General features: G+C 71.9%; 20 protein-coding genes. 3 read left to right on the top strand and 17 right to left on the bottom strand.

The window, feature by feature from the left end:
- Nucleotides 1–133 precede the first annotated feature (133 nt).
- Both ACZ5ON_RS14030 and ACZ5ON_RS14025 read left to right on the top strand, forming a co-directional pair.
- On the top strand, nucleotides 134–1,066 hold the full coding sequence (locus tag ACZ5ON_RS14030) for an ABC transporter ATP-binding protein (RefSeq protein ID WP_465590649.1): 933 nt from the start codon (nucleotides 134–136) through the stop codon (nucleotides 1,064–1,066).
- Nucleotides 1,053–1,997 (top strand): ABC transporter permease, encoded by a 945-nt coding sequence (locus ACZ5ON_RS14025; RefSeq protein WP_465590646.1) that lies wholly within the window; start codon nucleotides 1,053–1,055, stop codon nucleotides 1,995–1,997. The genes ACZ5ON_RS14030 and ACZ5ON_RS14025 overlap by 14 nt, the downstream gene beginning before the upstream one ends.
- Here the strand turns inward: ACZ5ON_RS14025 and ACZ5ON_RS14020 are convergent.
- The 3 genes from ACZ5ON_RS14020 to ACZ5ON_RS14010 form a co-directional block, all read right to left on the bottom strand.
- Nucleotides 1,987–2,379 carry a hypothetical protein gene (locus tag ACZ5ON_RS14020; RefSeq protein ID WP_344640707.1) on the bottom strand — a complete coding sequence of 131 codons (393 nt, stop codon included), beginning with the start codon at nucleotides 2,377–2,379 and terminating at the stop codon, nucleotides 1,987–1,989. The two genes, ACZ5ON_RS14025 and ACZ5ON_RS14020, sit on opposite strands and share 11 nt — an antisense overlap.
- 194 nt (nucleotides 2,380–2,573) lie before the next feature.
- Nucleotides 2,574–3,557, bottom strand: a complete 984-nt coding sequence (gene rarD, locus ACZ5ON_RS14015; RefSeq protein ID WP_465590642.1) for an EamA family transporter RarD — start codon at nucleotides 3,555–3,557, stop codon at nucleotides 2,574–2,576.
- A gap of 155 nt (nucleotides 3,558–3,712) precedes the next feature.
- Nucleotides 3,713–4,477: a TetR/AcrR family transcriptional regulator C-terminal domain-containing protein gene (locus ACZ5ON_RS14010; RefSeq protein WP_465590639.1), complete on the bottom strand. Its 765-nt coding sequence runs from the start codon at nucleotides 4,475–4,477 to the stop codon at nucleotides 3,713–3,715.
- Nucleotides 4,478–4,906: 429 nt separating this feature from the next.
- On the opposite strand from ACZ5ON_RS14010, the gene ACZ5ON_RS14005 reads away from it, so the two are divergent.
- Nucleotides 4,907–6,415 (top strand): CehA/McbA family metallohydrolase, encoded by a 1,509-nt coding sequence (locus ACZ5ON_RS14005; protein WP_465590636.1) that lies wholly within the window; start codon nucleotides 4,907–4,909, stop codon nucleotides 6,413–6,415.
- A 74-nt stretch (nucleotides 6,416–6,489) separates the two neighbouring features.
- On the opposite strand, the gene ACZ5ON_RS14000 is transcribed toward ACZ5ON_RS14005, so the two are convergent.
- The 14 genes from ACZ5ON_RS14000 to nuoE all read right to left on the bottom strand — a co-directional run bounded on the left by ACZ5ON_RS14000 (nucleotide 6,490) and on the right by nuoE (nucleotide 24,815).
- Nucleotides 6,490–7,581 (bottom strand): 2-oxoacid:ferredoxin oxidoreductase subunit beta, encoded by a 1,092-nt coding sequence (locus tag ACZ5ON_RS14000; protein WP_465590633.1) that lies wholly within the window; start codon nucleotides 7,579–7,581, stop codon nucleotides 6,490–6,492.
- Nucleotides 7,574–9,526 carry a 2-oxoacid:acceptor oxidoreductase subunit alpha gene (locus tag ACZ5ON_RS13995; RefSeq protein ID WP_465590630.1) on the bottom strand — a complete coding sequence of 651 codons (1,953 nt, stop codon included), beginning with the start codon at nucleotides 9,524–9,526 and terminating at the stop codon, nucleotides 7,574–7,576. The genes ACZ5ON_RS14000 and ACZ5ON_RS13995 overlap by 8 nt, the downstream gene beginning before the upstream one ends.
- A gap of 250 nt (nucleotides 9,527–9,776) precedes the next feature.
- A complete protein-coding gene (locus ACZ5ON_RS13990; protein WP_465590627.1) occupies nucleotides 9,777–10,436 on the bottom strand; it encodes a LuxR C-terminal-related transcriptional regulator in 660 nt (219 codons plus the stop codon).
- Nucleotides 10,437–10,633: 197 nt separating this feature from the next.
- Entirely contained in the window at nucleotides 10,634–11,647 is a 1,014-nt protein-coding gene (locus tag ACZ5ON_RS13985; RefSeq protein ID WP_465590624.1) for a polyprenyl synthetase family protein, read from the bottom strand.
- 287 nt (nucleotides 11,648–11,934) lie between these two features.
- Nucleotides 11,935–13,566, bottom strand: coding sequence for an NADH-quinone oxidoreductase subunit NuoN (nuoN, locus tag ACZ5ON_RS13980; protein ID WP_465590621.1), 1,632 nt, complete (start codon nucleotides 13,564–13,566; stop codon nucleotides 11,935–11,937).
- Entirely contained in the window at nucleotides 13,563–15,182 is a 1,620-nt protein-coding gene (locus tag ACZ5ON_RS13975; protein ID WP_465590618.1) for an NADH-quinone oxidoreductase subunit M, read from the bottom strand. The genes nuoN and ACZ5ON_RS13975 overlap by 4 nt, the downstream gene beginning before the upstream one ends.
- Nucleotides 15,183–15,216: 34 nt before the next feature.
- Nucleotides 15,217–17,115 carry an NADH-quinone oxidoreductase subunit L gene (nuoL, locus tag ACZ5ON_RS13970; RefSeq protein WP_465590612.1) on the bottom strand — a complete coding sequence of 633 codons (1,899 nt, stop codon included), beginning with the start codon at nucleotides 17,113–17,115 and terminating at the stop codon, nucleotides 15,217–15,219.
- Between the two features lie 16 nt (nucleotides 17,116–17,131).
- Entirely contained in the window at nucleotides 17,132–17,431 is a 300-nt protein-coding gene (gene nuoK, locus ACZ5ON_RS13965) for an NADH-quinone oxidoreductase subunit NuoK (RefSeq protein WP_280698134.1), read from the bottom strand.
- Nucleotides 17,428–18,318, bottom strand: a complete 891-nt coding sequence (locus tag ACZ5ON_RS13960; protein WP_465590609.1) for an NADH-quinone oxidoreductase subunit J — start codon at nucleotides 18,316–18,318, stop codon at nucleotides 17,428–17,430. The genes nuoK and ACZ5ON_RS13960 overlap by 4 nt, the downstream gene beginning before the upstream one ends.
- On the bottom strand, nucleotides 18,315–18,926 hold the full coding sequence (gene nuoI, locus ACZ5ON_RS13955) for an NADH-quinone oxidoreductase subunit NuoI (RefSeq protein ID WP_465590607.1): 612 nt from the start codon (nucleotides 18,924–18,926) through the stop codon (nucleotides 18,315–18,317). Before nuoI ends, ACZ5ON_RS13960 begins: the two co-directional genes overlap by 4 nt.
- A 6-nt stretch (nucleotides 18,927–18,932) precedes the next feature.
- Entirely contained in the window at nucleotides 18,933–20,267 is a 1,335-nt protein-coding gene (gene nuoH, locus ACZ5ON_RS13950) for an NADH-quinone oxidoreductase subunit NuoH (RefSeq protein ID WP_465590605.1), read from the bottom strand.
- The gene (locus ACZ5ON_RS13945) at nucleotides 20,267–22,750 is read right to left on the bottom strand and encodes an NADH-quinone oxidoreductase subunit G (protein WP_465590602.1); all 2,484 of its coding nucleotides are present in this window, start codon (nucleotides 22,748–22,750) and stop codon (nucleotides 20,267–20,269) included. The genes nuoH and ACZ5ON_RS13945 overlap by 1 nt, the downstream gene beginning before the upstream one ends.
- A complete protein-coding gene (nuoF, locus tag ACZ5ON_RS13940; protein WP_465590600.1) occupies nucleotides 22,747–24,105 on the bottom strand; it encodes an NADH-quinone oxidoreductase subunit NuoF in 1,359 nt (452 codons plus the stop codon). The genes ACZ5ON_RS13945 and nuoF overlap by 4 nt, the downstream gene beginning before the upstream one ends.
- Nucleotides 24,105–24,815 (bottom strand): NADH-quinone oxidoreductase subunit NuoE, encoded by a 711-nt coding sequence (nuoE, locus tag ACZ5ON_RS13935; protein WP_465590703.1) that lies wholly within the window; start codon nucleotides 24,813–24,815, stop codon nucleotides 24,105–24,107. Before nuoE ends, nuoF begins: the two co-directional genes overlap by 1 nt.
- Nucleotides 24,816–24,853 lie beyond the last annotated feature (38 nt).

Here is a 24,853-nt window from a genome sequence, read left to right as displayed (position 1 = left end):
TAGCCGACCCTTGTCCCCTGCTGGCGCGAAAAACCTCTGTGGGGGGGGGGTGTCGCCCCCTCCCCAAAAAAAGGGGGGGGGGGGGGTTCCCCCCCCCCCCCCCCCCCCCACCTCCGCCACCGCTCCGGACGACGTGATCCGCACCAGCGGGCTGACCAAGCGGTTCCGGAGCGGCCAGCTCGCGGTGGACGGGCTGGACCTGACGGTGCCCAGGGGCAGCATCTTCGGCTTCCTGGGGCCGAACGGCTCGGGCAAGACGACGACCATCCGGATGCTGATGGGCCTGATCGCGCCCTCCTCCGGGGTCGCCACGGTGCTCGGCGCCCCGATGCCGCAGTCGGTGGGCACGGTGCTCCCCCGGGTCGGCGCGCTGATCGAGGGCCCGGCCCTGTACGGCTTCCTGTCCGGGCGGGACAACCTGGTCCGGTTCGACGCGGCCGACCCGACCTCCGACCCGCGCACCCGGGCGCGCCGGGTCGCCGAGGCGCTGGAACGGGTCGGCCTGGCGGCGGCGGCGGGAAAGAAGGCGCGGGCGTACTCGCTCGGCATGAAGCAGCGCCTCGGCCTCGCCTCCGCACTGCTGCAGCCGCGCGAGCTGCTGGTGCTGGACGAGCCGACCAACGGTCTTGACCCGCAGGGCATGCGGGAGATCCGCACCCTGGTCCGGGAGGTCGCGGCCGAGGGCACCACGGTCTTCCTCTCCTCGCACCTGCTGGACGAGATCGAGCAGGTGTGCACGCACGCCGCGGTGATGTCCAGGGGCCGGCTCGTGGTGCAGGGCACCGTGGCCGAGCTGGCCGGCCGCGCCCAGGGCCGGCTGGTGGTCCGTACCCCGGACGTCGCGAAGGCCAGGGAGGTGCTGACCGAGCACCGGGTGGCCGACCTGCGGATCGGTGAGGCGCGGCTGGACGGCCTGGCCGTGGTGGCCGACGAGGAGACGCTGCCCGGGCTGTGCGCGGCGCTGGTCGCGGCCGGGGTGCGGGTGCACGGCTTCGGTGTGGAGCGCGGCACGCTGGAGGACGCCTTCGTGGCGCTGACCGGGGAGGGTTTCGATGTCGCGGGCTGAGGCACTGCCGACCGAGCAGGCACCGCAGGCGGCCGAGCCGCCGGAGCAGGCACTCCGGGTGGCCGAGCAGGCACTGCCCGCGGTCGGAGCGGGCCCCCGGCCGCGGACGACGGCGGGCTTCGCCGCGCTGTTCCTGGGCGAACTCGCGCTCACCTTCCGCCGGACCAGGACGATCGCGCTGCTGGGCATCCTGGCCGTGCTGCCGGTGCTGATCGGCGTGGTGGTGAAGATCCAGACTGGCGACGCCTCGAACGGCGAGGGCCCGGCGTTCATCGCCCAGGTGACGCAGAACGGCCTGTTCCTGGTGTTCACGGCACTGGCGATGGCCCTGCCGGTCTTCCTGCCGATGACGGTCGGCGTGGTGGCCGGGGATTCCATCGCCGGTGAGGCCGCCACCGGCACGCTGCGCTACCTGCTGGTCGCCCCGGCCGGGCGGACCAGGCTGCTGGCGGCCAAGTTCACCGCCGGGCTGGCGTTCTGCCTGGCCGCGACCATGGCGGTGGTGCTGGCCGCGGTCGCCACGGGCGCGGCCCTGTTCCCGCTCGGCGAGGTCACCCTGCTGTCCGGCGACACCATCGACCTCGGTGCGGCGCTGCTGCGCGCGGTGCTCGTGGCGGGCGTGGTGGCGCTGTCACTGTCCGGCCTGGTGGCGATCGGGCTGTTCGTCTCGACCCTGACGGGCAGCGGGATCGCCGCGATGGCGACCACCGTCGGCCTGGTGATCACGGTGCAGATCCTGGACGCCTTCCCCCAGCTGCACGCGATCCAGCCGTTCCTGTTCACCCACCGGTGGATGAGCTTCGGCGACCTGCTGCGCCAGCCGATGCACTGGGACAACGTGCTGCAGAACCTCGGTCTGCAGGCGCTCTACATCGCGGTCTTCGGTTCGGCCGCCTGGGCCCGGTTCACCAGCCGGGACATCACGGCGTGACGGCGACCCGGGTGGCCCCGGCCACCCGGGAGGCGGCCACCGCGCAGGCCAGCAGAGGCAGCTGGGCCGGGGAGATCAGGAAGAGCGGCGACCAGTCCGGGCAGACCAGCCGGACGCCGGCCGTCAGGCCGTACAGCCGGGCCCGGTGCGAGCCCCTGAGCTCCACCCGGTCCAGCCGGTACGGCGGCTTCAGCACGAGCGCCGGGCGCCCCTGCCGCCGCCACTGGATGGCCGGCTGGCCGCCCGTGCCGGAGCTGAGCAGGAGCTCACCGCTCTCGGCCGCGTCCAGCTCGCGCCGTACGGCTGGTACCCGTACCGTCCTGCCTGCGGCGAGTGCGGCACGCTGGAACGGCCTGGCGAACTGTTCCGTGAGCTGGACCATCGCAACCCCTCCTGCTACCCCTTCGTGGGGACGGGTACGGCTTCCGGACGTTGGTAGCCGGACGTTAGCAGGAGACGGGTGTGCTTGAAGAGACCCCGAAGGACGTGTTCACACGGAGGAGTCCACGCCACCACGGGGTGTGACGTTCCGCGGCGCTCCCGGGGCGGCCGGCAGGGCCCTTCGGCCGGCCGGTCTCAGCTGCTGCCGGCGGCGGCCTTCGCATGGGCGGCACCGGCCGTGGCGGGCGCGGAGGCCTGCAGCGGCTCGCGCCCCCGGGCCCTGCGCAGCTGGCGCAGCGCGTCGAAGGTGAGCACCGCGAGCGCCACCCAGACCAGGGCGAAGCCGGCCCAGCGGGCCGGGGGCATCGACTCGTGGAAGACCAGGACCCCGAGCAGGAACTGGAACACCGGTGCCAGGTACTGCAGCAGACCGAGCGTGGTGAGCGGGACCCGGATGGCGGCCGCGCCGAAGCAGAGCAGCGGGATCGCCGTCACCATGCCGCTGAGCATCAGCAGCCCGGTGTGCCCCCAGCCGTAGCCGGCGCCGGTGTGTCCGAAAGTGCTCTTCCCCTGCACGCCGAGGTAGACGAGGTAGCTCACCGCCAGCGGGAACATCGCGGCGCTCTCCACCGCGAAGCTCTCCAGCCCGCCGAGCGCGACGAGCTTCTTGAGCAGCCCGTAGGTGGCGAAGGTGAGTGCCAGGGTGAGCGCGATCCACGGCGGGCGGCCGTACGCGAGGGTGAGCACCACGACCGCCGCCGCTCCGATGCCGACCGCCGCCCACTGTGCGGAGCGCAGCCGCTCGCGCAGCGCCAGCACGCCGAAGGCGATGGTGACCAGGGGGTTGATGAAGTACCCGAGGCTGGTCTCCACCACGTGCCCGGAGTTCACCCCCCAGATGTAGACGCCCCAGTTGACCGAGATCAACGCGGCGGCCGCCACCGAGAGCGCCAGCCTGCGCGGCTGGGCCAGCAGCGGGCGGATCCACGACCAGCGGCGCTGGACCAGCAGGATCAGCAGCACCGACACCAGGGACCAGGTCATCCGGTTGGCGAGGATCTCGGTGGCTCCGCTCGGCTCCAGCAGCGGCCAGAAGAGCGGGAACACCCCCCAGATTCCGTATGCGGCGAATCCGAGCCAGAAACCCCGGCCGGCCTCCTGCTGGGATCTCTCTGCCATCGACCGGCCTGCCCTCCACGCGCGCGTACTTGCCCGTGCTGACGGTAGCGGGCGAAGGCCGGACTGTCATCTCCGTTTCCACATTTTGGTCATGACATGGCCCGTGGCGTCCCTCGTCGCCACGAAGCCGCGCGCCGCGCGCGGAACACCGGACCTCAGCGTTCGTCGATCAGCGCGGCCAGGCCGTCCAGCACTCGCTGCAGTCCGAACTCGTAGGCGTGTGCGGGGCTGTACGCGCCGCCGTACGCCTCCCCCGCCGCCGCGCCGACGCGGGCGGCGGTCGGGTAGCGCTCGGCGTCGAAGACCCGGGCGAGCAGTTCGGCGTTCCTCGCCCACCACTGACGGTCGTTCATCGCACTGTCCTGCTCGGCGGCCCGCTCGTCGGCGGCCATCCGGGCGCAGCTCTGGACGAAGCCGAGCAGATGGGTGAGCGCGGAGTCCTGCTCGACCTCGCTGAGGCCGAGCCCGTCCAGGGCGCGCAGCTCGTACTCGTACTTGGCCATCAGGCCGGGGCCGAGCGGGGGGCGACTGGTGGCGACGGCGGCGATCCAGGGGTGCGCGGCGTACAGCGCCCGGTTGTCCTCCGCCACCGCCGCCACCCGGGCCCGCCAGCCGGCGCCGGCCGGGGCGGTGCGCGGCATCGCACCGTAGAGGGTGTCGAGCATCAGGTCGAGCAGTTCGACCTTGCCGGGGACGTAGGTGTAGAGCGCCATCGGCGAGAGGCCGAGCTCCTGGGCGACCCGGCGCATGGTGACCGCCTCGACCCCCTCGGCGTCGGCGACGGCGATGGCGGCGGCGGCGATCTCGGCGCTGGAGCGGGCCTGTTTCGGCCCCCGGCGGGCGGCCTTGGGCTGCGACTCCCCCCAGAGCAGTGCGAGAGTGCGCGCGGGATCACCTGCGCTGCTGCGGTCCGTGGCCATGGGGGAATCTTTCCACGCGTCATCTCCGTGCTATGTACAGTGTACGTCGTACGGAGATAGCGGCACGGCATGCGGAGAGGAAGCAGCTGGTGCCGGGAGGGCAATCCGCACACCTGGCTCGGCATGGCCTCCGCCGCCGAACTCCCGGCCCGGCCTGACGGCACCGGCCGGGCCGAGGCCGGCGCGTCCGCCTCCCGGGGGCGGGCGGTGCTCGGCGCGTCCCGCCACCAACCGATGCCCCCCGGTCCCGCCCCGGCCGGTTGCGGCTCATCGCCGGTTAACCGCGCGGGGAAGGGATCCGACGACGGGCCGGCATCCCACCGCAGCGACGGCCCGCGCGAGCCCCGGAGGGACATCGTGCGCACGGAGGAGAACTGCCCACAGCACGGCGGCACAGCCGATTCACCGGATCGGCCGGGTCGCCGACGAGTGCTCCGGGCCGGGCTGACCCTCGGGGCGGCCGCGGCGGCGACCCTCGCGCCGGTCGCCTTCGCGGCGGCCGCCGAGGGCGAGCAGACCCGGGTGATCACCGGCCATCTCCCCACCGGGGCGCCCGACTTCGTCTACCTCCCGGTCGAAGTCCCGCCCGGTGTGCGGGAGATCGCCGTCTCGTACGGCTATGACCGGCCGGCCGTACCCCCCGGCACCCCGGGCAACTCCTGTGACATCGGGATCTTCGACGAACGCGGCACCGGCCTCGGCGGGCCCGGGTTCCGGGGCTGGTCGGGCGGGTTCCGGACGTCGTTCGCGATCAGCCGGGGCGAGGCCACCCCCGGCTATCTGCCGGGGCCCGTCCGGCCCGGGACCTGGCACGTGGCGCTGGGCCCGTACCAGGTGGCGCCGCAGGGGATGGACTACCGGGTCGCGGTGACGCTGCGGTTCGGCGACGCGGGCGGGGAGTTCACGCCCTCCTACCCGGCCGAGCGGGCGCGCGGGCGCGGCCGGGCCTGGTACCGGGGCGACTGCCATCTGCACACCGTCCACTCCGACGGCCGCCGCCTCCCGGCCGAGGTGGCCGCGGGCGCGCGGGCGGCCGGGCTGGACTTCATCGTCTCCACCGACCACAACACCCCGTCATCGCACGGCGTCTGGGGCCCACTGGCCGGCCCCGACCTGCTGATCGTGACCGGCGAGGAGGTCACCACCCGCAACGGCCACTGGCTGGCCCTGGGCATCGGCCCCGGGGACTGGCTCGACTGGCGCTACCGCTCCCGGGACGACGCGTACCCCCGCTTCGCGCGCCAGGTCCACCACGCCGGCGGCCTGGTGGTGCCCGCGCACCCCTACTGCCCGTACGTCGCCTGCCAGTGGAAGTTCGGCTACGAGGAGGCGGACGCGGTCGAGGTCTGGAACGGCCCCTGGACGTACGACGACGAGTCCGCCGTCGACAGCTGGGACTCCCGCCTCGCCGAGGCCGTCCGGCACGGGCGGCGCTGGCTGCCCGCGATGGGCAACAGCGACGCGCACAGCGCCCCGCAGGTCATCGGCCTGCCGCACAACGTGGTGCTGGCCGACGACCTGACCCGGGCGGACGTCCTGGCCGGGCTGCGGGCCGGCCGCAGCTGGATCGCCGAGTCGGCCGGGATCGGCCTGGCCTTCACCGCCACCGGGCAGGGCCGGCAGGCGGGGATCGGTGAGCAGCTGATCGTGCCCGGGGACGCCCCCGTGGATGTCAGGCTGGAGGTCTCCGGCGTGCCCGGTGGCACCGTGCGGGTCATCACCGATGAGGGGCAGCTGCACCAGGAGTCGCTGCCCGCTTCCGGCGGCGGCACGGTTGCCTGGCGGACCACCGCCTCGCTCGCCGGCTACGTCCGGGCGGAGGTGCGCCACCCCCGGGCGGACGGCAGCCCCGGCCAGGGCAACACCATGGGCGCCGACCTCCCCTGGGGCCCGATGGCGGCCCTCACCAACCCGATCCTGCTCAAGATCGCCGGCTGACCGGAGGAACGGCCGGGGAGAGCGTCGGGAACCGCACGCTCGAAGCCCTCCCCGGCCGCCCGCCGGGACAGGTCCTACGCCACCGTCCAGGTGTCGGTGCCCGCGAGCAGCGTCGCGAGGTCACCCCGGCCCTTGGCCTCGACCGCGTGGTCGAGCTGGTCGGACATCAGGGTGTCGTAGACCGGGCGCCGGACGTCGCGCAGCACGCCGATCGGGGTGTGGTGCAGGGTGTCCGCGTCGGCGATCCTGGTGAGCGCGAACGCCCGTGCGGAGCTGGGGTGGTGGGTGTCGTGCACCAGGACGTCAGCCCGGTTGGCGTCCGTCACCTCGGCGACGTGCAGTTCGCCGTCCGGGCCCCGGAAGACGCCCTGCCCGGCGAAGACGATCGGCTGCCCGTGTTCCAGCCGGATCAGCGCCTCGTCCCTGGTCGCCGGGTCCTTCAGCACCTCGAAGGCACCGTCGTTGAAGATGTTGCAGTTCTGGTAGATCTCCACGAACGCCGTGCCCTCGTGCTCGGCGGCGGCCCGCAGCACGGACTGCAGGTGCTGCCGATCGGAGTCGATGGTGCGGGCGACGAAGGTGGCCTCGGCGCCGACGGCCAGCGAGAGCGGGTTGAACGGGGCGTCCAGCGAGCCCATCGGCGTGGACTTGGTGATCTTGCCGAGCTCGCTGGTGGGCGAGTACTGGCCCTTGGTGAGCCCGTAGATCCGGTTGTTGAAGAGCAGGATCTTCAGGTTGACGTTGCGGCGCAGCGCGTGGATCAGGTGGTTGCCGCCGATGGAGAGCGCGTCGCCGTCGCCGGTGACCACCCAGACGCTCAGGTCCGGCCGGGAGGCGGCGAGGCCGGTGGCGATGGCCGGGGCACGGCCGTGGATGGAGTGCACCCCGTAGGTGTTCATGTAGTACGGGAACCGGGAGGAGCAGCCGATGCCTGAGACGAATACGGTGTTCTCCCTGCGGATGCCGAGCTCGGGCATGAAGGACTGGACGGCGGCCAGAATGGCGTAGTCGCCGCAGCCCGGGCACCAGCGGACCTCCTGGTCAGTCTTGAAGTCCTTCGCACTCTGCGGCGCTTCGGCCTTCGGCACCCGCCGCAGCGAGCCGAAGGGCTCGCCGGCGGCTGAACCGCGGGACTCGTCGGCGGCCTGGCCGCGGACCTCAGCCATGGTTCTCCTCCAGCGTTCCGATCGCCGCGGACAGCACGTCCGCCAACTGGGCGGCCTTGAAAGGCAGTCCGCGCACCTGGTTGTACGACTGGGCGTCCACCAGGTACCTGGCGCGCAGCAGCAGGGCCAGCTGGCCCAGGTTCATCTCGGGCACCACGACCCGGTCGTACGCCTTCAGCACCGCACCGAGGTTGGCCGGGAAGGGGTTCAGGTGCCGCAGGTGCGCCTGGGCGATCCGGCCGCCGTCGGCGCGCACCCGCCGCACGGCCGCGGTGATCGGGCCGTAGGTGGAGCCCCAGCCGATCACCAGCACCCGGGCTTCGCCGCTCGGGTCGTCAACCTCCAGCTCCGGCACGGTGATTCCGTCGATCTTGGCCCGGCGGGTACGGACCATCAGGTCGTGGTTGGCCGGGTCGTAGGAGATGTTCCCGGTGCCGTCCTGCTTCTCGATGCCGCCGATCCGGTGTTCCAGGCCGGGGGTGCCGGGGACGGCCCAGGGGCGGGCGAGGGTCTGCGGGTCGCGCTTGTAGGGCCAGAAGACCTCGCTGCCGTCCTCCAGGATGTGGTTCGGGCCGGTCGCGAACTCGACCCGCAGGTCGGGGAGTTCTTCGACCGGGGGGATCCGCCAGGGCTCGGATCCGTTGGCCAGGTAACCGTCGGAGAGCAGCATCACCGGGGTGCGGTACGTGACGGCGATCCGGGCCGCCTCCAGGGCCGCGTCGAAGCACTCGGCCGGGGTCGCGGGGGCCACGATCGGCACCGGGGCCTCGCCGTTGCGGCCGAACATCGCCTGCAGCAGGTCGGCCTGCTCGGTCTTGGTCGGCAGCCCGGTGGACGGGCCGCCGCGCTGGATGTCGACCACCAGCAGCGGCAGTTCGAGCGAGACCGCGAGGCCGACCGTCTCCGACTTCAGTGCCACGCCGGGCCCGGAGGTGGTGGTCACCCCGAGCGCGCCGCCGAAGGCCGCGCCGAGCGCGGCACCGATCCCGGCGATCTCGTCCTCGGCCTGGAAGGTGCGCACGCCGAAGTTCTTGTGCCGACTCAGCTCGTGCAGGATGTCCGAGGCCGGGGTGATCGGGTACGAGCCGAGGAACAGCGGCAGTCCGGAGCGCTCGGAAGCGGCGATCAGTCCGTAGGAGAGCGCCAGGTTGCCGGAGATGTTCCGGTACGTGCCGGCCGGGAGCCGGGCCGGCGGGACCTCGTAGGAGACGGCGAAGCTCTCGGTGGTCTCGCCGAAGTTCCACCCCGCGCGGAAGGCCTTGATGTTGGCCTCGGCGATGACCGGCTTCTTGGCGAACTTCTGACGCAGGAAGCTCTCCGTGCCGCTGGTGGGCCGGTGGTACATCCACGACAGCAGGCCGAGCGCGAACATGTTCTTCGCCCGCTCGGCGTCCTTGCGGGCCAGACCGCTGTCCTTCAGCGCCTCCAGGGTCAGCGTGGTCAGTGGCACCTTGTGCAGGTTGTAGGCCGAGAGCGAGCCGTCGGCCAGCGGGTCGGCCGGGTATCCGACCTTCGCCAGCGCGCGCTTGGTGAACTCGTCGGTGTTGACGATGATCTCCGCGCCGCGCGGCAGGTCGCCCAGGTTGGCCTTGAGCGCGGCCGGGTTCATCGCCACCAGGACGTTCGGGGCGTCACCCGGCGTGAGGATGTCGTGGTCGGCGAAGTGCAGCTGGAAGCTGGAGACACCCGGCAGCGTCCCGGCGGGTGCCCGGATCTCGGCCGGGAAGTTCGGCAGGGTGGAGAGATCGTTGCCGAACGAGGCGGTCTCCGAGGTGAACCGGTCACCGGTCAGCTGCATGCCGTCACCCGAGTCGCCGGCGAACCGGATGATCACCCGGTCCAGTCGCCGGATCGGCTTGGCATGCGTCCGCCCCGGGGGCGCGACTCCCTGGCCCCCTCCGCCCGAGCCGCCCCTTGCCTCTGTCTGATCGACCTGGCTGGTCACTATCGCGGACCTCCTCGTGGGCACCAGCCGCGGGCGTGAGCCGTGTGCCCCGTCCGCCTGGTGCACCAGAAGGCATCCTAAGCTCGCTCACCTTGACCGGCCCGTAACTTGCGAATGTACGGTGCCGACTTCCCCGAGCGCGCCGTTCGGCCTTCCCCGCCCGGAAGTTGCGGTGGTCAGCGCTCCGCGGGGCGGCCTGCCCTCAAGATCGAGATTACTCTTCTCGGGCCCGGTCTTCAGCCCCGCTCGGCTAGCTGTTGAGGTAGGTCAGGACGGCCAGTACCCGGCGGTGGTCCTCGGTGCTCTGCGCCAGGCCGAGCTTCTGGAAGATGTTGCTCACGTGCTTCTCGACGGCGCCGTCCGAGACCACCAGTTGCTTGGCGATCGCCGCGTTGGTCCGGCCCTCGGCCATGAGTCCGAGCACCTCGCGCTCACGCGGGGTGAGGGCCTCGAGCACATCGCTCTTCCGGCTGCGGCTGAGCAGCTGCTGCACCACCTCCGGGTCCAGCGCCATCCCGCCGCCGGCCACCCGGACCACCGCGTCCACGAACTCGCGCACCTCGGCCACCCGGTCCTTAAGCAAGTAGCCGACGCCTCGGCTGGAGCCGGCCAGCAGTTCGCCCGCGTAGCGCTCCTCCACGTACTGGGAGAGCACCAGGACGCCGAGGCCCGGGTACAGGCCACGGAGGGCCACGCAGGCGCGGACGCCCTCGTCCGTGTGGGTCGGGGGCATCCGCACGTCCGCCACCACCACGTCGGGCAGGGCCTCGGCGGCGGCCAGGTCCTGGACGGTACGCAGCAGCGCTTCCCCGTCGCCGACCTGGGCCACGACCTCCAGACCGCGGTCGGTGAGCAGGCGGGTCAGGCCCTCCCGCAGGAGTACCGAGTCCTCGGCGATGACGACGCGCATGCGGGTTGCTCCTTCGGAGTCTTCGGGGGCGCGCGGAAGGGCGCGAGGCGGCGGGCTTCGGAACCGGCGGGCACGCTACCCGGCCCTCCCGGCCGGAAGGGTGGTGCGACTCGCGGCGCCGGGCGGGCGCGCGCTGGCCCCCCGTCCCGGGCACGCGGCCGATCCGGGCGGAGCCCCGCACACCCCGGGGCGCTCCGTCACATGGTGCGGATGGCGACGGTGTCGCAGAGCCCCTGGAGGGCGTCCTTGGCCGGGCAGTCCGGGAGGGGCTCCAGCAGGGCGCGGGCCTCTTCGGCGTAACGCAGCGTCTCGCGGCGGGCCCGCTCCAGCGCCGGGTGCCGGCGGAGCAGCCGGAGCGCCTCGGCGTGCAGCTCGTCGTTCCCGGCGAGGTCGAGGGTGAGCAGCTCGCGCAGGCGCACGTCCGAGGGGTCCTCCGGGTCCACCGGGGTCTGCTGGAGCAGCAGGACCGGCAGGGTGGGGACGCCCTCGCGCAGGTCGGTGCCCGGGGTCTTGCCGGACTCGTCACCGTCGCTGGCGATGTCCAGGACGTCGTCGGCGAGCTGGAAGGCGATGCCGATCTTCTCGCCGTACTGGGTGAGGATGCCGATGATCCGCTCCTCGGCGCCGGCCATCAGCGCGCCGAAGTGGCAGGAGACGGCGATCAGCGAGCCGGTCTTGCCCGCCAGGACGTCCAGGTAGTGCTGGAGCGGGTCGTCGTCCGGGCCGGGGCCGGCGGTCTCCAGGATCTGGCCGGTGACGAGCCGTTCGAAGGCGTCGGCCTGGAGCCGGACGGCCTCCGGGCCGAGCTCGGAGAGCACCTGGGAGGCGCGGGAGAACAGGAAGTCGCCGGTGAGGATGGCGACCGAGTTGTCCCAGCGGGAGTTGGCGCTGGGGGCGCCCCGGCGGACGAGGGCCTCGTCCATCACGTCGTCGTGGTAGAGGGTGGCCAGGTGGGTCAGCTCGACCACCACGGCGGAGGGGACCACGCCGGGCGCGTTCGGGTCGCCGAACTGCGCGGCCAGCATGACCAGCAGGGGGCGGAAGCGCTTTCCGCCGGCCTGGATCAGGTGACTGGCGGTGACCGTGATGAACGGCACCTCGCTCTTGACCGTCTCGGTCAGTGCGCGCTCCACGGCGTCCAGGCCGACCTGGACGTCGCGGGTCAGATCGCGGTCCTGCACGCTCAGCCCGAAGGGCCCCACGACGGTCACGAAGACCACTCCTGTCCCTGGTCGATCTAGCGGCCCGGTCCCTGAGTGCCGCCGCTGGCCTACAAGGAGGGTATCCGGTCACGAGTGGATCACCAGCACGGGCATGGGCCCCTGCGGTGCGTGCCCCGCCGGCCCCCGCCTGACGGCCGAAGGTGCCCCCGTCCGATGGCGGGGTGCGGAGCGGGCGCGGCCGGAGCCCGCGGCGGTGTGCCGCGGGCCCCGGTCGGGTGGTGCGTCAAGACGTGTGGAACTGGCGGAAGACCGGTGTGGAACCGGCGGACGGACCGTTAACGAACGAACAGTGACGCCTTGCTCGCGAGGTCCAGGAAGTACTGCGGAGCGAGTCCCAGGACCAGCGTGACCAGGACGCCGACACCGATCGCGGTGGCGGTGAACGGGCTGGGCACGGCCACCGCCGGGCCGCCGGCCTTCGGCTCGGAGAAGAACATCAGCACGATGACCCGGATGTAGAAGAAGGCCGCGACCGCCGAGCTCAGCACACCGACGATCACCAGCGGGGTCGCCCCGCCCGCCGCCGCGGCCTGGAAGACCGCGAACTTCCCGGTGAACCCGCTGGTCAGCGGGATGCCGGCGAAGGCCAGCAGGAAGAGCGTGAAGACCGCCGCCACCAGGGGCGAGCGCCGGCCGAGTCCGGCCCAGCTGGACAGGTGGGTGGCCTCGCCCTTGGAGTCGCGGACCAGGGTCACCACCGCGAACGCGCCGAGGGTGACGAAGGAGTACGCGAGCAGGTAGAACAGCACCGCGCCCAGGCCCTGCCGGTTGGTGGCGATCACGCCGGTGAGGATGAACCCGGCGTGCGCGATCGAGGAGTACGCCAGCAGCCGCTTCACGTCCTGCTGAGTGACCGCCAGGACCGCCCCGGCCACCATGGTGAGGATCGCCACCGCCCACATGACGGGCCGCCAGTCCCACTTGAGGCCGGGGAAGGCCACGTAGAACAGCCGCAGGAAGGCGCCGAAGGCCGCCGTCTTGGTGGCCGCCGCCATGAAGCCGGTGACCGGGGTCGGCGCGCCCTGGTAGACGTCCGGGGTCCAGGCGTGGAACGGCACCGCGCCGACCTTGAACAGCAGGCCGACCGAGAGCATCGACAGACCGATCAGCAGCAGCACGTCGTTCTGGGTGGTGACCGTGAGCGCCGGGGTGACCGGGGCGACCCCTGACACCACGTCGGCGATGTCGCCGAGCTGGACGCTGCCCGCGTAGCCGTACAGCAGCGCGGTGCCGAACAGGAAGAACGCCGAGGCGAAGGCGCCGAGCAGGAAGTACTTGACCGCCGCCTCCTGGGAGAGCAGCCGGCGGCGCCGGGCCAGGGCGCAGAGCAGGTACAGCGGGAGGGAGAAGACCTCCAGCGCCACGAACATGGTCAGCAGGTCGTCGGCCGCCGGGAAGAGCAGCATGCCGCCGACCGCGAACAGGGTGAGCGGGAAGACCTCGGTGGTGGTGAACCCGGCCGTGGTCGCCTGCCGTTCCTGCTCGCCACCCGGTACGGCGGCGCCCTGGGCGGCGAAGGCGTCCACCCGGTGGCCGCCCCGACGGGGCTCCAGGCGGCGCTCGGCGTACATCAGCACGGCGAGCACCGAGGAGAGCAGGATCACGCCCTGCAGGAAGAGCGCCGGGCCGTCGATGGCCACCGCCCCCATCGCCAGCAGTCCGGACTTGGTGGTGGCGTGGCCCTGGGCGGCGAGCACCACCACGGCGGCGAAGGCACCGCCGAGGCCGAGCAGCGAGACGGCCACCTGGGTGACGTAGCGCAGCCGGCGGGGCAGGAAGGCCTCGATCAGGATGCCCGCGATCGCGGCGCCGAAGACCACCAGCATCGGGGAGAGCTGGCCGTACTCGATGTGCGGAGCCGGGATGCTCGGGCTGTTGCCGCCGGCGGCGGCGAGCAGCTGGCTCATTCGTGCTCACCTCCGGAGGTGGTGGCGGCGACCGGGTGGACGGGAGCCGGGTCGGTCCGGTGGACCTGGGAGAGGGTGGCGTTCACCGCCGGGTTGACGAGATCGGTGAGCGGCTTGGGGTAGACGCCGAGGAACAGGGTCAGCGCCACCAGCGGCGCCACCACCAGGAGTTCGCGCACTTTGAGGTCGGCCATGCCCTCGACCCCGGCCTTGACCGGCCCGGTCATGGTGCGCTGGTAGAGCAGCAGCGCGTACAGCGCGGCGAGCACGATGCCGATGGTGGCGATCACGCCGATCGCCGGGTACCTGCTGAAGGTGCCGACCAGCACCAGGAACTCGCTGACGAACGGCGCCATCCCGGGCAGCGAGAGCGTGGCGAGCCCGCCGATCAGGAAGGTGCCGGCCAGCACCGGGGCGACCTTCTGCACTCCGCCGAAGTCCGAGATCAGCCGCGAGCCTCGACGGGAGATCAGGAAGCCCGCGACCAGCATCCAGACGGCGGTGGAGATGCCGTGGTTGACCATGTAGAGGGTGGCGCCGGACTGCCCCTGGCTGGTGAAGGCGAAGATGCCCATGATGATGAAGCCGAAGTGCGAGATCGACGCGTACGCCACCAGCCGCTTGATGTCCTTCTGGCCGACCGCCAGCAGCGCGCCGTAGACGATCCCGATCAGCGAGAGCACCAGGACGTACGGCCCGAAGGTGCGGGAGGCGTCCGGGAAGAGACCGAGGCAGTACCGGAGCATCGCGAAGGTGCCGACCTTGTCGACCACCGCCGTGATCAGCACCGCGACCGGGGCGGTGGATTCGCCCATCGCGTTCGGCAGCCAGGTGTGCAGCGGCCAGAGCGGGGCCTTCACGGCGAAGGCGAGGAAGAAGCCCAGGAAGAGCAGCTTGCTGGTGGTCGGGTCGATCGCCAGCTTGCCGCTCGCGATCGCGTCGGCCAGGACCGGCAGGTTGAAGGTGCCCTGGCCCTGGTCCTGCGCGATCACGTACAGGCCGATCACGGCGGCCAGCATGACCAGGCCGCCGAGCAGGTTGTAGAGCAGGAACTTCACGGCCGCGTAAGAGCGTTGGGCATCGGAGTCCGGGCCGCCGGCACGGTCGCCGAAGCCACCGATCAGGAAGTACATCGGGATCAGCATGGCTTCGAAGAACACGTAGAAGACGAAGACATCGGTGGCCAGGAAGGAGACCAGCACCATCGCCTCCACCGCGAGGACCAGGGCGAAGAAGCCCTGGGTGCGGCGGACGTTCTCGAAGGTCCCGTCGGGGGTGCGCACCGGGTCGGCGTCGTGCCAGGAGGCCAGCATGACGATCGGGACCAGTACGGCGGTGAGCAGCGCGAGGACCGCGGCGATGCCGTCCACACCGAGCGAGAAGCCGATCCCGAAGTTGCGGATCCAGGGGTGGTACTCGGTGAGCTGGTAGCGCGGCCCGCCGGGGCGGAAGCTCGCGGCGACGGCGGCCGTCAGCCCCAGGGTGGCCGCCGAGACGGCCAGCGCGACGGCCTTCCCGGTCCGGCGGCGGGCCTCGGAGGTGCCGGCCGGCAGCGCGGCGGTGAGCACCGCGCCGGCGGCCGGGACGGCGCAGGTCGCGGTCAGCAGGTAGCTCATGGCCTGCCCCCTGGAGGAGTGTTTTGTCGCATGATCAGACCGACCTCATCAGGAGAGTGGTGGCGGCCAGCAGCAGCGCACCGCCGAACATGGAGAGCGCGTAGGAGCGGGCGAACCCGGTCTGGATCCGGCGCAGGCGGCTGGAGAGGCCGCCGATGGTGGCGGCCAGGCCGTTGACGAAGCCGTCCAGGCCCTTGCTGTCCAGGTAGACCAGCGCGGCGGTGAGCCCGGAGCCGGGGCGGACCAGGACCGCGTGGTTGAAGTCGTCCTGGAGCAGGTCGCGGCGGGCCGCCCGGGTGAGCGGCGAGCCGACCGGCGGGGTGACCGGTACGGGCGAGCGCCCGTACATCAGGTACGCCACGCCCACGCCCACCAGCATGCACAGGGTGGTGAGCAGGGTGACGGTGAGCGGCTGGAGCGGCGAGTGGCCCTCGGCGTGCCCGGTGACGGGTTCGAGCCACTTGAGGAAGGAGCTGTTCAGGGCGAACAGCCCGCCGGCGAAGACCGAGCCGATGGCCAGCAGGATCATCGGGACGGTCATCACGGACGGCGACTCGTGCGGGTGCGGCTCCTCGCCGGTCTCCGCCGACGGCTGCCAGCGCTTCTCGCCGAAGAAGGTCAGCACCATCACCCGGGTCATGTAGAACGCGGTGACTGCGGCACCCACCAGGGCGCACAGACCCAGGATCCAGCCCTCGGCCCCGCCCTTGGCGAAGGCCGCCTCGATGATCTTGTCCTTGGAGAAGAAGCCGGACAGACCGGGGAAGCCGATGATCGCCAGGTAACCGAGGCCGAAGGTGACGAAGGTGATCGGCATGTACTTGCGCAGGCCCCCGTAGTGCCGCATGTCCACCTCGTCGTCCATGCCGTGCATGACCGAACCGGCGCCGAGGAAGAGCCCGGCCTTGAAGAAGCCGTGGGTGACCAGGTGCATGATGGCGAAGGCGTACCCGATCGGGCCGAGCCCGGCCGCCAGCACCATGTAGCCGATCTGCGACATGGTGGAGCCGGCCAGCGCCTTCTTGATGTCGTCCTTGGCGCAACCGACGATCGCACCGAAGAGCAGCGTCACCGCGCCGACCGCCACCACGGCGGTCTGGGCGTCGGGAGCCAGGTTGAAGACGGCGGCCGACCTGGTGATCAGGTAGACCCCGGCGGTCACCATGGTGGCCGCGTGGATCAGGGCCGAGACCGGGGTCGGACCCTCCATCGCGTCGCCGAGCCAGGACTGCAGCGGCACCTGGGCGGACTTGCCGCAGGCCGCGAGCAGCAGCATCAGGCCGATCGCGGTCAGCTTGCCCTCGCTCGCCCGTCCGGCGGCCCCGAAGACGGGCTCGAAGGCGAAGCTGCCGAACTCGGTGAACATCAGCATGATCGCGATCGACAGGCCCATGTCGCCGACCCGGTTGACGATGAACGCCTTCTTGGCGGCCGTCGCGGCGCTCGGCTTGTGCTGCCAGAACCCGATCAGGAGGTACGAGGCGAGCCCGACGCCCTCCCAACCCACGTACAGCAGCAGGTAGTTGTCGGCGATGACGAGCAGCAGCATCGCCGCCAGGAAGAGGTTGAGATAGCCGAAGAAGCGGCGGCGGCGCTCGTCGTGGGCCATGTAGCCCACCGAGTAGAGGTGGATCAGGGTGCCGACACCGGTGATCAACAGGACGAAGGTGATGGACAGTTGGTCGAGCTGGAAGGAGACGTCGGCCTGGAAGCCGTTCACCGGGATCCAGCTGAACAGGTGCTGGTGCACCGCCCGTGCCTCGGCCCGGCGCCCCAGCATGTCCGAGAACAGCACGGCGCCGAGGGCGAAGGAGAGCGCGGCGGCCAGCGTGCCCAGCCAGGGCCCGATCCGGTCCAGTGCCCGTCCGCCGAGCAGCAGCAGGGCGGCGCCGGCCAGCGGGGCCGCGACCAGCAGCGGAATAAGGGAGTTCACGTGTTGGGCCCTCCGCCTACAGCTTCATCAGGTTGCTGTCGTCGACCGAAGCGGAGTGCCTGGTCCGGAAGATGCTGACGATGATGGCGAGGCCGACCACGACCTCGGCCGCCGCGACCACCATGGTGAAGAAGGCGATGATCTGGCCGTCCAGGTTGCCGTGCATCCGGGAGAAGGTGACCAGTGCCAGGTTGGACGCGTTCAGCATCAGTTCGACGCACATGAACAGCACGATCGCGTTCCGCCTGATCAGCACGCCGCTCGCGCCGATGGTGAACAACAGGGCGGCCAGGTAGAGGTAGTTGACGGGGTTCACGTCTCGTCCTCCTCCTTCTTCGAAGCCTTCTCGGGGACCGTCTCCAGCGCCTTGTGCGGCCCGGTGACCGGCGGGCGCGCGGACGGCGGCCGGCCCAGCCAGTCGGCGGTGGCGGACTCCAACTCGGCCATCCGGCGCAGCATCTCCTGGCTGACGTCGCGGATCTGGCCGCGCTCGCGCAGGGTGCCCATCACGGAGTGCTCGGCGACGGTGCCGTCCGGCAGCAGGGCCGGGACGTCCACCGCGTTGTGCCGGGCGTAGACGCCGGGGGCGGGCAGCGGCGGCACCTGGAGGTTGTCCCTGACCCGCTGGGCGGCCAGCTCGCGCTGGGTGCTGCGGGCCTTCACGTGTTCGCGGTGGGTCAGCACCATGGCGCCGACCGCGGCGGTGATCAGCAGGGCGCCGGTGACCTCGAACGCCCAGACGTACTTGGTGAACAGCAGTCGGGCCAGCCCCTGCACGTTGCCCTCGGCGTTGGCCTCGGCCAGCCCGGTGAAGTGGCCCAGCTTCGCACTGGCGATGCCGGCGACCAGCAGTACGCCGAAGCCGAGTCCGCAGAGGGCGGCGGCGATCCGCTGGCCCTTCAGCTGCTCCGCGGGCCCCTCCTGCCCGTTGGCGGGCAAGGAGGGCGAGTCCGCGGAGGTGACCCCGACCAGCATCACCACGAACAGGAAGAGCATCATGATCGCGCCGGTGTAGACGACGATCTGCGCCACGCCCAGGAACACCGCGCCCTGCGCCAGGTAGCAGACCGCCAGCGCCAGCATGGTGGCCGCCAGGCAGAGCGCGCTGTGCACGGCCTTCTTCATCAGCAGCATGCCCAGCGCGCCGCCGACCGCGACCACGGCCAGCACCCAGAACTGGACCGCCTCTCCGGTGGAGGTCACGGCCGCACCTCCTTGTCCCGTACCGTGCGCTCCTGCTGCACCGTGCCCGGCGCGGCGGCGGTGATCTCGCCCCGGTAGTAGGCGCCCTCGTCGGCCCCCGGGTAGATCGCGTGCGGGGTGTCGACCATGCCCTCGCTCAGCCCCACCAGCAGCTGCTCCTTGGTGAAGATCAGGTCGGCCCGGGAGTCGTCCGCCAGCTCGTACTCGTTGGTCATGGTGAGCGCCCGGGTCGGGCACGCCTCGATGCACAGCCCGCACAGGATGCAGCGGGCGTAGTTGATCTGGTACACCGCGCCGTAGCGCTCGCCGGGCGAGTAGCGCTCCTCGTCCCGGTTGTCCGCGCCCTCGACGTAGATCGCGTCGGCCGGGCAGGCCCAGGCGCAGAGCTCGCAGCCGACGCACTTCTCCAGGCCGTCCGGGTGCCGGTTCAGCTGGTGGCGGCCGTGGAAGCGCGGCGCGGTGGGCTTCCGGTACTCCGGGTACTGCTCGGTGAGCCGCTTCTTGAACATGGCCTTGAAGGTCACGCCGAAGCCTGCGGCCGGTCCGAGGATCGACGGCCCGGTCGTTGGAGTGGGCCCGGTGGTCTTGTCAGTCCTGTCGTCCGACATCCCGGTTCAGCTCCCTTCGGAATGGTCGGGCCCGTTGAGGGCGTCCTGGAGTTGCGGGGCCCGGCTGCGGCGGCGCGGTACGGGCGGGAGCTGCTGGCCGGGCAGCGGCGGCACCGGGTAGCCGCCGGCCGTCGGGTCGAACTCCCCGCCCGGCGGGGCCCCGTGGTCGGGTGCGGCCGGCTCGGGCTCCTTGCGGAGCACGTCCCGCAGCAGGGCCAGCAGCAGGATCACCCCGATCGGCGCGCCGACGTAGAGCACCACCTGGCCGAAGTCGTAGCCCTCGTTGCGCAGCGACCGGACGCTGGCCACCATCACCAACCAGACCAGCGAGACGGGCAGCAGCACCTTCCAGCCCAGCTTCATGAACTGGTCGTAGCGGAGCCGGGGCAGGGTGCCGCGCAGCCAGATGAAGAGGAACAGCAGCAGCTGGATCTTGACGACCATCCACAGCAGCGGCCACCAGCCGTGGTTCGCCCCGGCCCAGAAGGCGGAGACCGGCCACGGCGCCCGCCAGCCGCCCAGGAAGAGGGTGCTGGCGACGGCGGAGACGGTGACCATGTTGACGTACTCGGCCAGCATGAACATCGCGAACTTCAGCGAGGAGTACTCGGTGTTGAAGCCGCCGACCAGCTCGCCCTCGGCCTCGGGGAGGTCGAAGGGCGCCCGGTTGGTCTCGCCGACCATCGCGACGATGTAGACGATGAACGACACCGGCAGCAGCACCGCGAACCAGGTCGGCTCCTGGGAGGCGACGATCTGCGACGTGGACATCGAGCCCGAGTAGATGAACACCGCCGCGAAGGACAGGCCCATCGCGATCTCGTAGCTCACCATCTGGGCCGCCGAGCGCAGGCCGCCGAGCAGGGGGTAGGTCGAGCCGGAGGACCAGCCGGCCAGCACGATCCCGTAGATGCCGACCGATGCCACCGCCAGGATGTAGAGCAGGGCGATCGGCAGGTCGGTGAGCTGCATCGGGGTACGGGTGCCGAAGACGGACACCTCGTCGTCGGCCGGGCCGAACGGGATCACCGCGAAGGCCATGAACGCCGGGATCGCGCTGACGATCGGCGCCAGCACGTAGACCACCTTGTCGGCGTGCGCGACGACCAGGTCCTCCTTCAGCGCCAGCTTCACGCCGTCGGCCAGCGACTGGAGCATGCCCCAGGGGCCGTGCCGGTTGGGGCCGATCCGCAGCTGCATCCAGGCGACGACCTTGCGCTCCCAGACGATCGCGATCAGCACCGTGAGCACCAGGAAGGCGAAGCAGAACACCGCCTTCAGCAGCACCAGCCACCACGGGTCGCGGCCGAAGAAGCCGAGGGTTTCATACGCGGCGAGCATCAGGATTCCTCCGCGGGGACTGCCGGGTCCGAGACGGCGGGGGCCGAGTCGGCCGCGGCGATGGTGACCAGGTGGCCGACCGTGGTGCCGAGAGTGCGATGGGCGCCGCCCGGAGTGGAGTTCAGCGGCAGCCAGACGGTGCGGTCGGGCATCGCCCCGGTGATCTCCAGCGGCAGGACCAGCGAACCGGCCGGCCCGGTGACCCGGACGGCCCGGCGGGCACCGATCTCCTCGGCGGTGGCCGCCGACAGCCGGACCACGGCGGCGTGCCTGGTGCCGGCCAGGTGCTCGTCGCCCTGCTGCAGGGTGCCGTTGTCCAGCAACAGCCGGTGGCCGGCGAACACCGCCTGCCCGGTGGCCGGGCGGGGCAGCGGGGCCGGGTGGACGGCCGGACCGGCCGGACGGTCACCCGTCCACGGCGCGAAGCGGTCCAGCTCCAGCCGGGCCGCCCGGACGTCCGGCAGGCCCAGCGGCCGGCCGATCGCGTCCGCCAGCATGCTCAGCACCCGGACGTCCGAGAACGGCTGACGCTGCATCAGCTGGTCCGGCTTGATCGCGGCCTCGAACATCCGCACCCGGCCCTCCCAGTCCAGGAAGGTCCCGGCCTTCTCCGGCACGGCGGCCACCGGCAGCACCACGTCGGCCCGTTCGGTGACGGCGGACGGGCGCAGCTCCAGCGACACCACGAACGGCACCCGGGCCAGCGCCTCCTCGGCCAGCGCCGGATCGGCCAGGTCGTCCAGGCCGACGCCGCCCACCAGCAGCGCGTCCAGGTCGCCGCCGGCGGCGGCGGACAGGATCTGGTCGGTGTCCCGGCCCAGCCTGGCCGGAAGTTCGGCCAGGCCCCAGACGGCGGCGGCGTCGCCCCGGGCTGCCGGCACGGACACCGGACGGCCGCCCGGCAGCAGCCCGGGCAGCGCGCCGGCCTCGATCGCCCCCCGCTCCCCCGCCCGGCGCGGCACCCAGGCCACCCGGGCGCCGGTCGCCTCCGAGAGCCGCAGCACCGCGGTCAGGGCACCGGGCAGCGCCGCCAGCCGCTCACCGGCCAGGATCACCGCACCCGGGCTGCGCAGCGCGTCGGCGGCGCGGCCCGCGTCATCGGAGAGCACCGCGTCCCCGGCGAGGGCAACCAGCCACTCCGCCTCGGTACCCGGTGCCGCGGGCAGCAGCGCACCGCGCAGCTTGGCCAGCCCCCGGGAGGCGTGCGAGGCGATCGAGAAGACCTGAAGTCCCTTGGCGCGATTGGCCTTCCGCAGCCGCAGGAAGACGATCGGCGACTCCTCCTCGGCCTCGAAGCCGACCAGCAGCACGGCGGGCGCGCTCTCCAGCGCCTGGTACGAAACTCCCGTTCCGTCCAGGTCGACGCCGTGCCCGGCGACCGCCGCAGCCAGGAAGTCCGCCTCCTCACCGCTGTGCGGACGGGAGCGGAAGTCCACGTCGTTGGTGCCGAGCACCACCCGGGCGAACTTGGCGTACCCGTAGGCGTCCTCGACCGTCACCCGGCCGCCGGTGAGCACCGCCGCCCGTGCCCCGCGCAGCCCGGCGGCGGCGCGCTCCAGCGCCTCCGGCCAGCCGGCGGGCACGAGTTCGCCGTTCTCCGCGCGCACCAGGGGAGTCGTGATCCGGTCGCGCGACTGCGCGTAGCGGAAGGCGAACCGGCCCTTGTCGCAGTTCCACTCCTCGTTCACCTCGGGCTCGTCGCCCGCCAGGCGGCGCAGCACCTTGCCCCTGCGGTGGTCGGTGCGCTGCGCGCAGCCGGAGGAGCAGTGCTCGCAGACGCCCGGCGAGGAGACCAGGTCGAACGGGCGGGAGCGGAACCGGTACGCCGCCGAGGTCAGCGCCCCGACCGGGCAGATCTGGATGGTGTTGCCGGAGAAGTACGACTCGAACTCGTCGCCGTCGCCGATGCCGACCTGCTCCAGCGCGCCGCGCTCCAGCAGTTCGATGAACGGGTCGCCGGCGATCTGCTGCGAGAAGCGGGTGCAGCGGGCGCACAGCACGCAGCGCTCCCGGTCCAGCAGCACCTGGCTGCTGAGCGGGATCGGCTTGGCGTAGGTGCGCTTCATGCCCTCGAAGCGGGAGTCCGCCTGGCCGTTGGTCATCGCCTGGTTCTGCAGCGGGCACTCGCCGCCCTTGTCGCAGATCGGGCAGTCCAGCGGGTGGTTGATCAGCAGCAGCTCCATCACGCCGCGCTGCGCCTTCTCGGCGACCGGCGAGCTGAGCTGGGTGCGGACCACCATGCCCTCGGCCACCGGGATGGTGCAGGAGGCGACCGGCTTGCGCTGTCCCTCGATCTCCACGATGCACTGGCGGCAGGCACCGGCCGGATCCAGCAGCGGGTGGTCGCAGAAGCGCGGGATCTGGGTGCCGATCTGCTCGGCGGCGCGGATCACCAAGGTCCCCTTGGGGACCTGGACCTCGACTCCGTCGATGGTGAGCGTGACGAGGTCGGTGGCCGACCCGGTCTCGGTCGTGGCGGTCACGCGTGCACCTCCCTCTCGGTGGCGGACGGGTGGGCATCTCGCCGGTCGGCCCAGACCGTGGCGGCCGCCGGGTCGAAGGGGCAGCGCCGCTCGGCGAGGTGCTGCTCGTACTCGGCGCGGAAGTACTTCAGCGAGGAGGCGATCGGGCTGGCGGCGCCGTCGCCGAGGGCGCAGAAGGACTTGCCGTTGATGTTGTCGGCGATGTCCGCCAGCTTCTCCAGGTCGCCCTCGACGCCTTCACCGGCCTCGATCCGCTTCAGCAGCTGGACCAGCCAGTACGTCCCCTCGCGGCACGGGGTGCACTTGCCGCAGGACTCGTGGGCGTAGAACTCGGTCCAGCGGGTGACCGCGCGGACGACGCAGGTGGTCTCGTCGAAGATCTGCAGCGCCTTGGTGCCGAGCATCGAGCCGGCCGCGCCGACCGCCTCGTAGTCCAGCGGGACGTCCAGGTGCTCGTCGGTGAACATCGGGGTCGAGGAGCCGCCCGGGGTCCAGAACTTGAGCCGGTGCCCGGCCCGGATCCCGCCGCTGATCTCCAGCAGCTGGCGCAGGGTGATGCCGAGCGGTGCCTCGTACTGGCCGGGGTTGGTGACGTGCCCGGAGAGCGAGTAGAGCGTGAAGCCGGGGGACTTCTCGGTGCCCAGCGACTTGAACCAGTCCTTGCCGCGCGCCAGGATCGGCGGCACGGAGGCGATCGACTCGACGTTGTTGACCACCGTCGGGCAGGCGTAGAGGCCGGCGATCGCCGGGAACGGCGGCCGCAGCCGCGGCTGGCCGCGCCGCCCCTCCAGCGAGTCCAGCAGTGCCGTCTCCTCGCCGCAGATGTACGCTCCGGCGCCCGCGTGCACGGTGATGTCCAGGTCGGTCCCCGAGCCGAGGATGTTCCGTCCCAGGTAGCCGGCCTGGTACGCCTCGGCGACGGCCGCGTGCAGCCGGCGCAGCACGGGGACGACCTCGCCGCGCAGGTAGATGTAGGCGTGGTCGCAGCGGATCGCGTACGAGGCGATGATCATGCCCTCGATCAGCGAGTGCGGGTTGGCGAAGAGCAGCGGGATGTCCTTGCAGGTGCCCGGCTCGGACTCGTCGGCGTTGACCACCAGGTAGTGCGGCTTGCCGTCGTTCTGCGGGATGAACTGCCACTTCATCCCGGTCGGGAAGCCGGCGCCGCCGCGCCCGCGCAGGCCGGAGTCCTTGACCAGCGCGATCACGTCGTCCGGCGGCATGGCGAGGGCCGCCTGCAGGCCCTTGTAGCCGTCGTACCGGCGGTAGGTGGCCAGCGTCCAGGGACGGGTGTCGTCCCAGGAGGCCGAGAGCACCGGCGAGAGCAGCTTCTCGGCCGGCTCCACGGAGGTCATCACGCGTCCGTCCCTTCGTGCCGGGGGGAGACCACCTTGGTTCCCGAAGTGCCGGGCAGCGCCTCGCCCCTGGCGAGCCTGAGCCCCGCCAGCGAGGGCGCGCCGCCCGCGCCGGACTCGTCCACCGCGTCCGGGCGCTCGTCGGGGAAACCGGCCAGCATCCGCGCGGTCTCCTTGAAGCCGCACAGCCGGGCGCCGCGGGTGGGCCGCACCTCGCCGCCCGCGCGCAGCTGGTCCACCAACTGCTTCGCGCTCTGCGGGGTCTGGTTGTCGAAGAACTCCCAGTTGACCATCACCACCGGCGCGTAGTCGCAGGCGGCGTTGCACTCGATGTGCTCGATGGAGATCGCGCCGTCCTCGGTGGTCTCGTTGTTCTCGATCCCGAGGTGCTCCTTGAGCTCGGCGAAGATCTGGTCGCCGCCGAGCACCGCGCAGAGCGTGTTGGTGCACACCCCCACGTGGTACGTGCCGGCCGGGCGGCGCCGGTACATCGTGTAGAAGGTGGCGACGGCGGTGACCTCCGCGGTGGTGAGCTCCAACTGCTCGGCGCAGAAGCGGATTCCGGTCGGGCTGACGTAGCCCTCCTCGGCCTGCACCAGGTGCAGCAGCGGCAGCAGCGCGGAGCGGGCGACGGGGTAGCGGGCGATCAGTTCGCGCGCGTCCGCCGCCAGCCGGTCGTGCACCTGGGGCGGGTACGGCTTGGCCGGCATCGCCGGCAGGCCGAGCTCGACGCCGCCTTGGGAATCGG

The sequence above is a fragment of the Kitasatospora sp. NPDC032150 genome, assembly GCF_055579945.1.
The sequence above is the reverse complement of the archived record's forward strand: the minus strand, read 5'-3'. Positions and strand labels throughout refer to the sequence as shown.

What these genes read in the sequence shown, in the direction of transcription:
- ACZ5ON_RS14010 (WP_465590639.1), bottom strand. Translation starts at nt 4,477, where the DNA reads ATGGCCACGGACCGCAGCAGCGCAGGTGATCCCGCGCGCACTCTCGCA.
- ACZ5ON_RS14025 (WP_465590646.1), top strand. Translation starts at nt 1,053, where the DNA reads ATGTCGCGGGCTGAGGCACTGCCGACCGAGCAGGCACCGCAGGCGGCC.
- ACZ5ON_RS14000 (WP_465590633.1), bottom strand. Translation starts at nt 7,581, where the DNA reads ATGGCTGAGGTCCGCGGCCAGGCCGCCGACGAGTCCCGCGGTTCAGCC.
- nuoH (WP_465590605.1), bottom strand. Translation starts at nt 20,267, where the DNA reads ATGCTCGCCGCGTATGAAACCCTCGGCTTCTTCGGCCGCGACCCGTGG.
- ACZ5ON_RS13990 (WP_465590627.1), bottom strand. Translation starts at nt 10,436, where the DNA reads ATGCGCGTCGTCATCGCCGAGGACTCGGTACTCCTGCGGGAGGGCCTG.
- nuoI (WP_465590607.1), bottom strand. Translation starts at nt 18,926, where the DNA reads ATGTCGGACGACAGGACTGACAAGACCACCGGGCCCACTCCAACGACC.
- ACZ5ON_RS13975 (WP_465590618.1), bottom strand. Translation starts at nt 15,182, where the DNA reads ATGAGCTACCTGCTGACCGCGACCTGCGCCGTCCCGGCCGCCGGCGCG.
- nuoN (WP_465590621.1), bottom strand. Translation starts at nt 13,566, where the DNA reads ATGAGCCAGCTGCTCGCCGCCGCCGGCGGCAACAGCCCGAGCATCCCG.
- nuoE (WP_465590703.1), bottom strand. Translation starts at nt 24,815, where the DNA reads ATGCCGGCCAAGCCGTACCCGCCCCAGGTGCACGACCGGCTGGCGGCG.
- nuoF (WP_465590600.1), bottom strand. Translation starts at nt 24,105, where the DNA reads ATGACCTCCGTGGAGCCGGCCGAGAAGCTGCTCTCGCCGGTGCTCTCG.
- rarD (WP_465590642.1), bottom strand. Translation starts at nt 3,557, where the DNA reads ATGGCAGAGAGATCCCAGCAGGAGGCCGGCCGGGGTTTCTGGCTCGGA.
- ACZ5ON_RS14020 (WP_344640707.1), bottom strand. Translation starts at nt 2,379, where the DNA reads ATGGTCCAGCTCACGGAACAGTTCGCCAGGCCGTTCCAGCGTGCCGCA.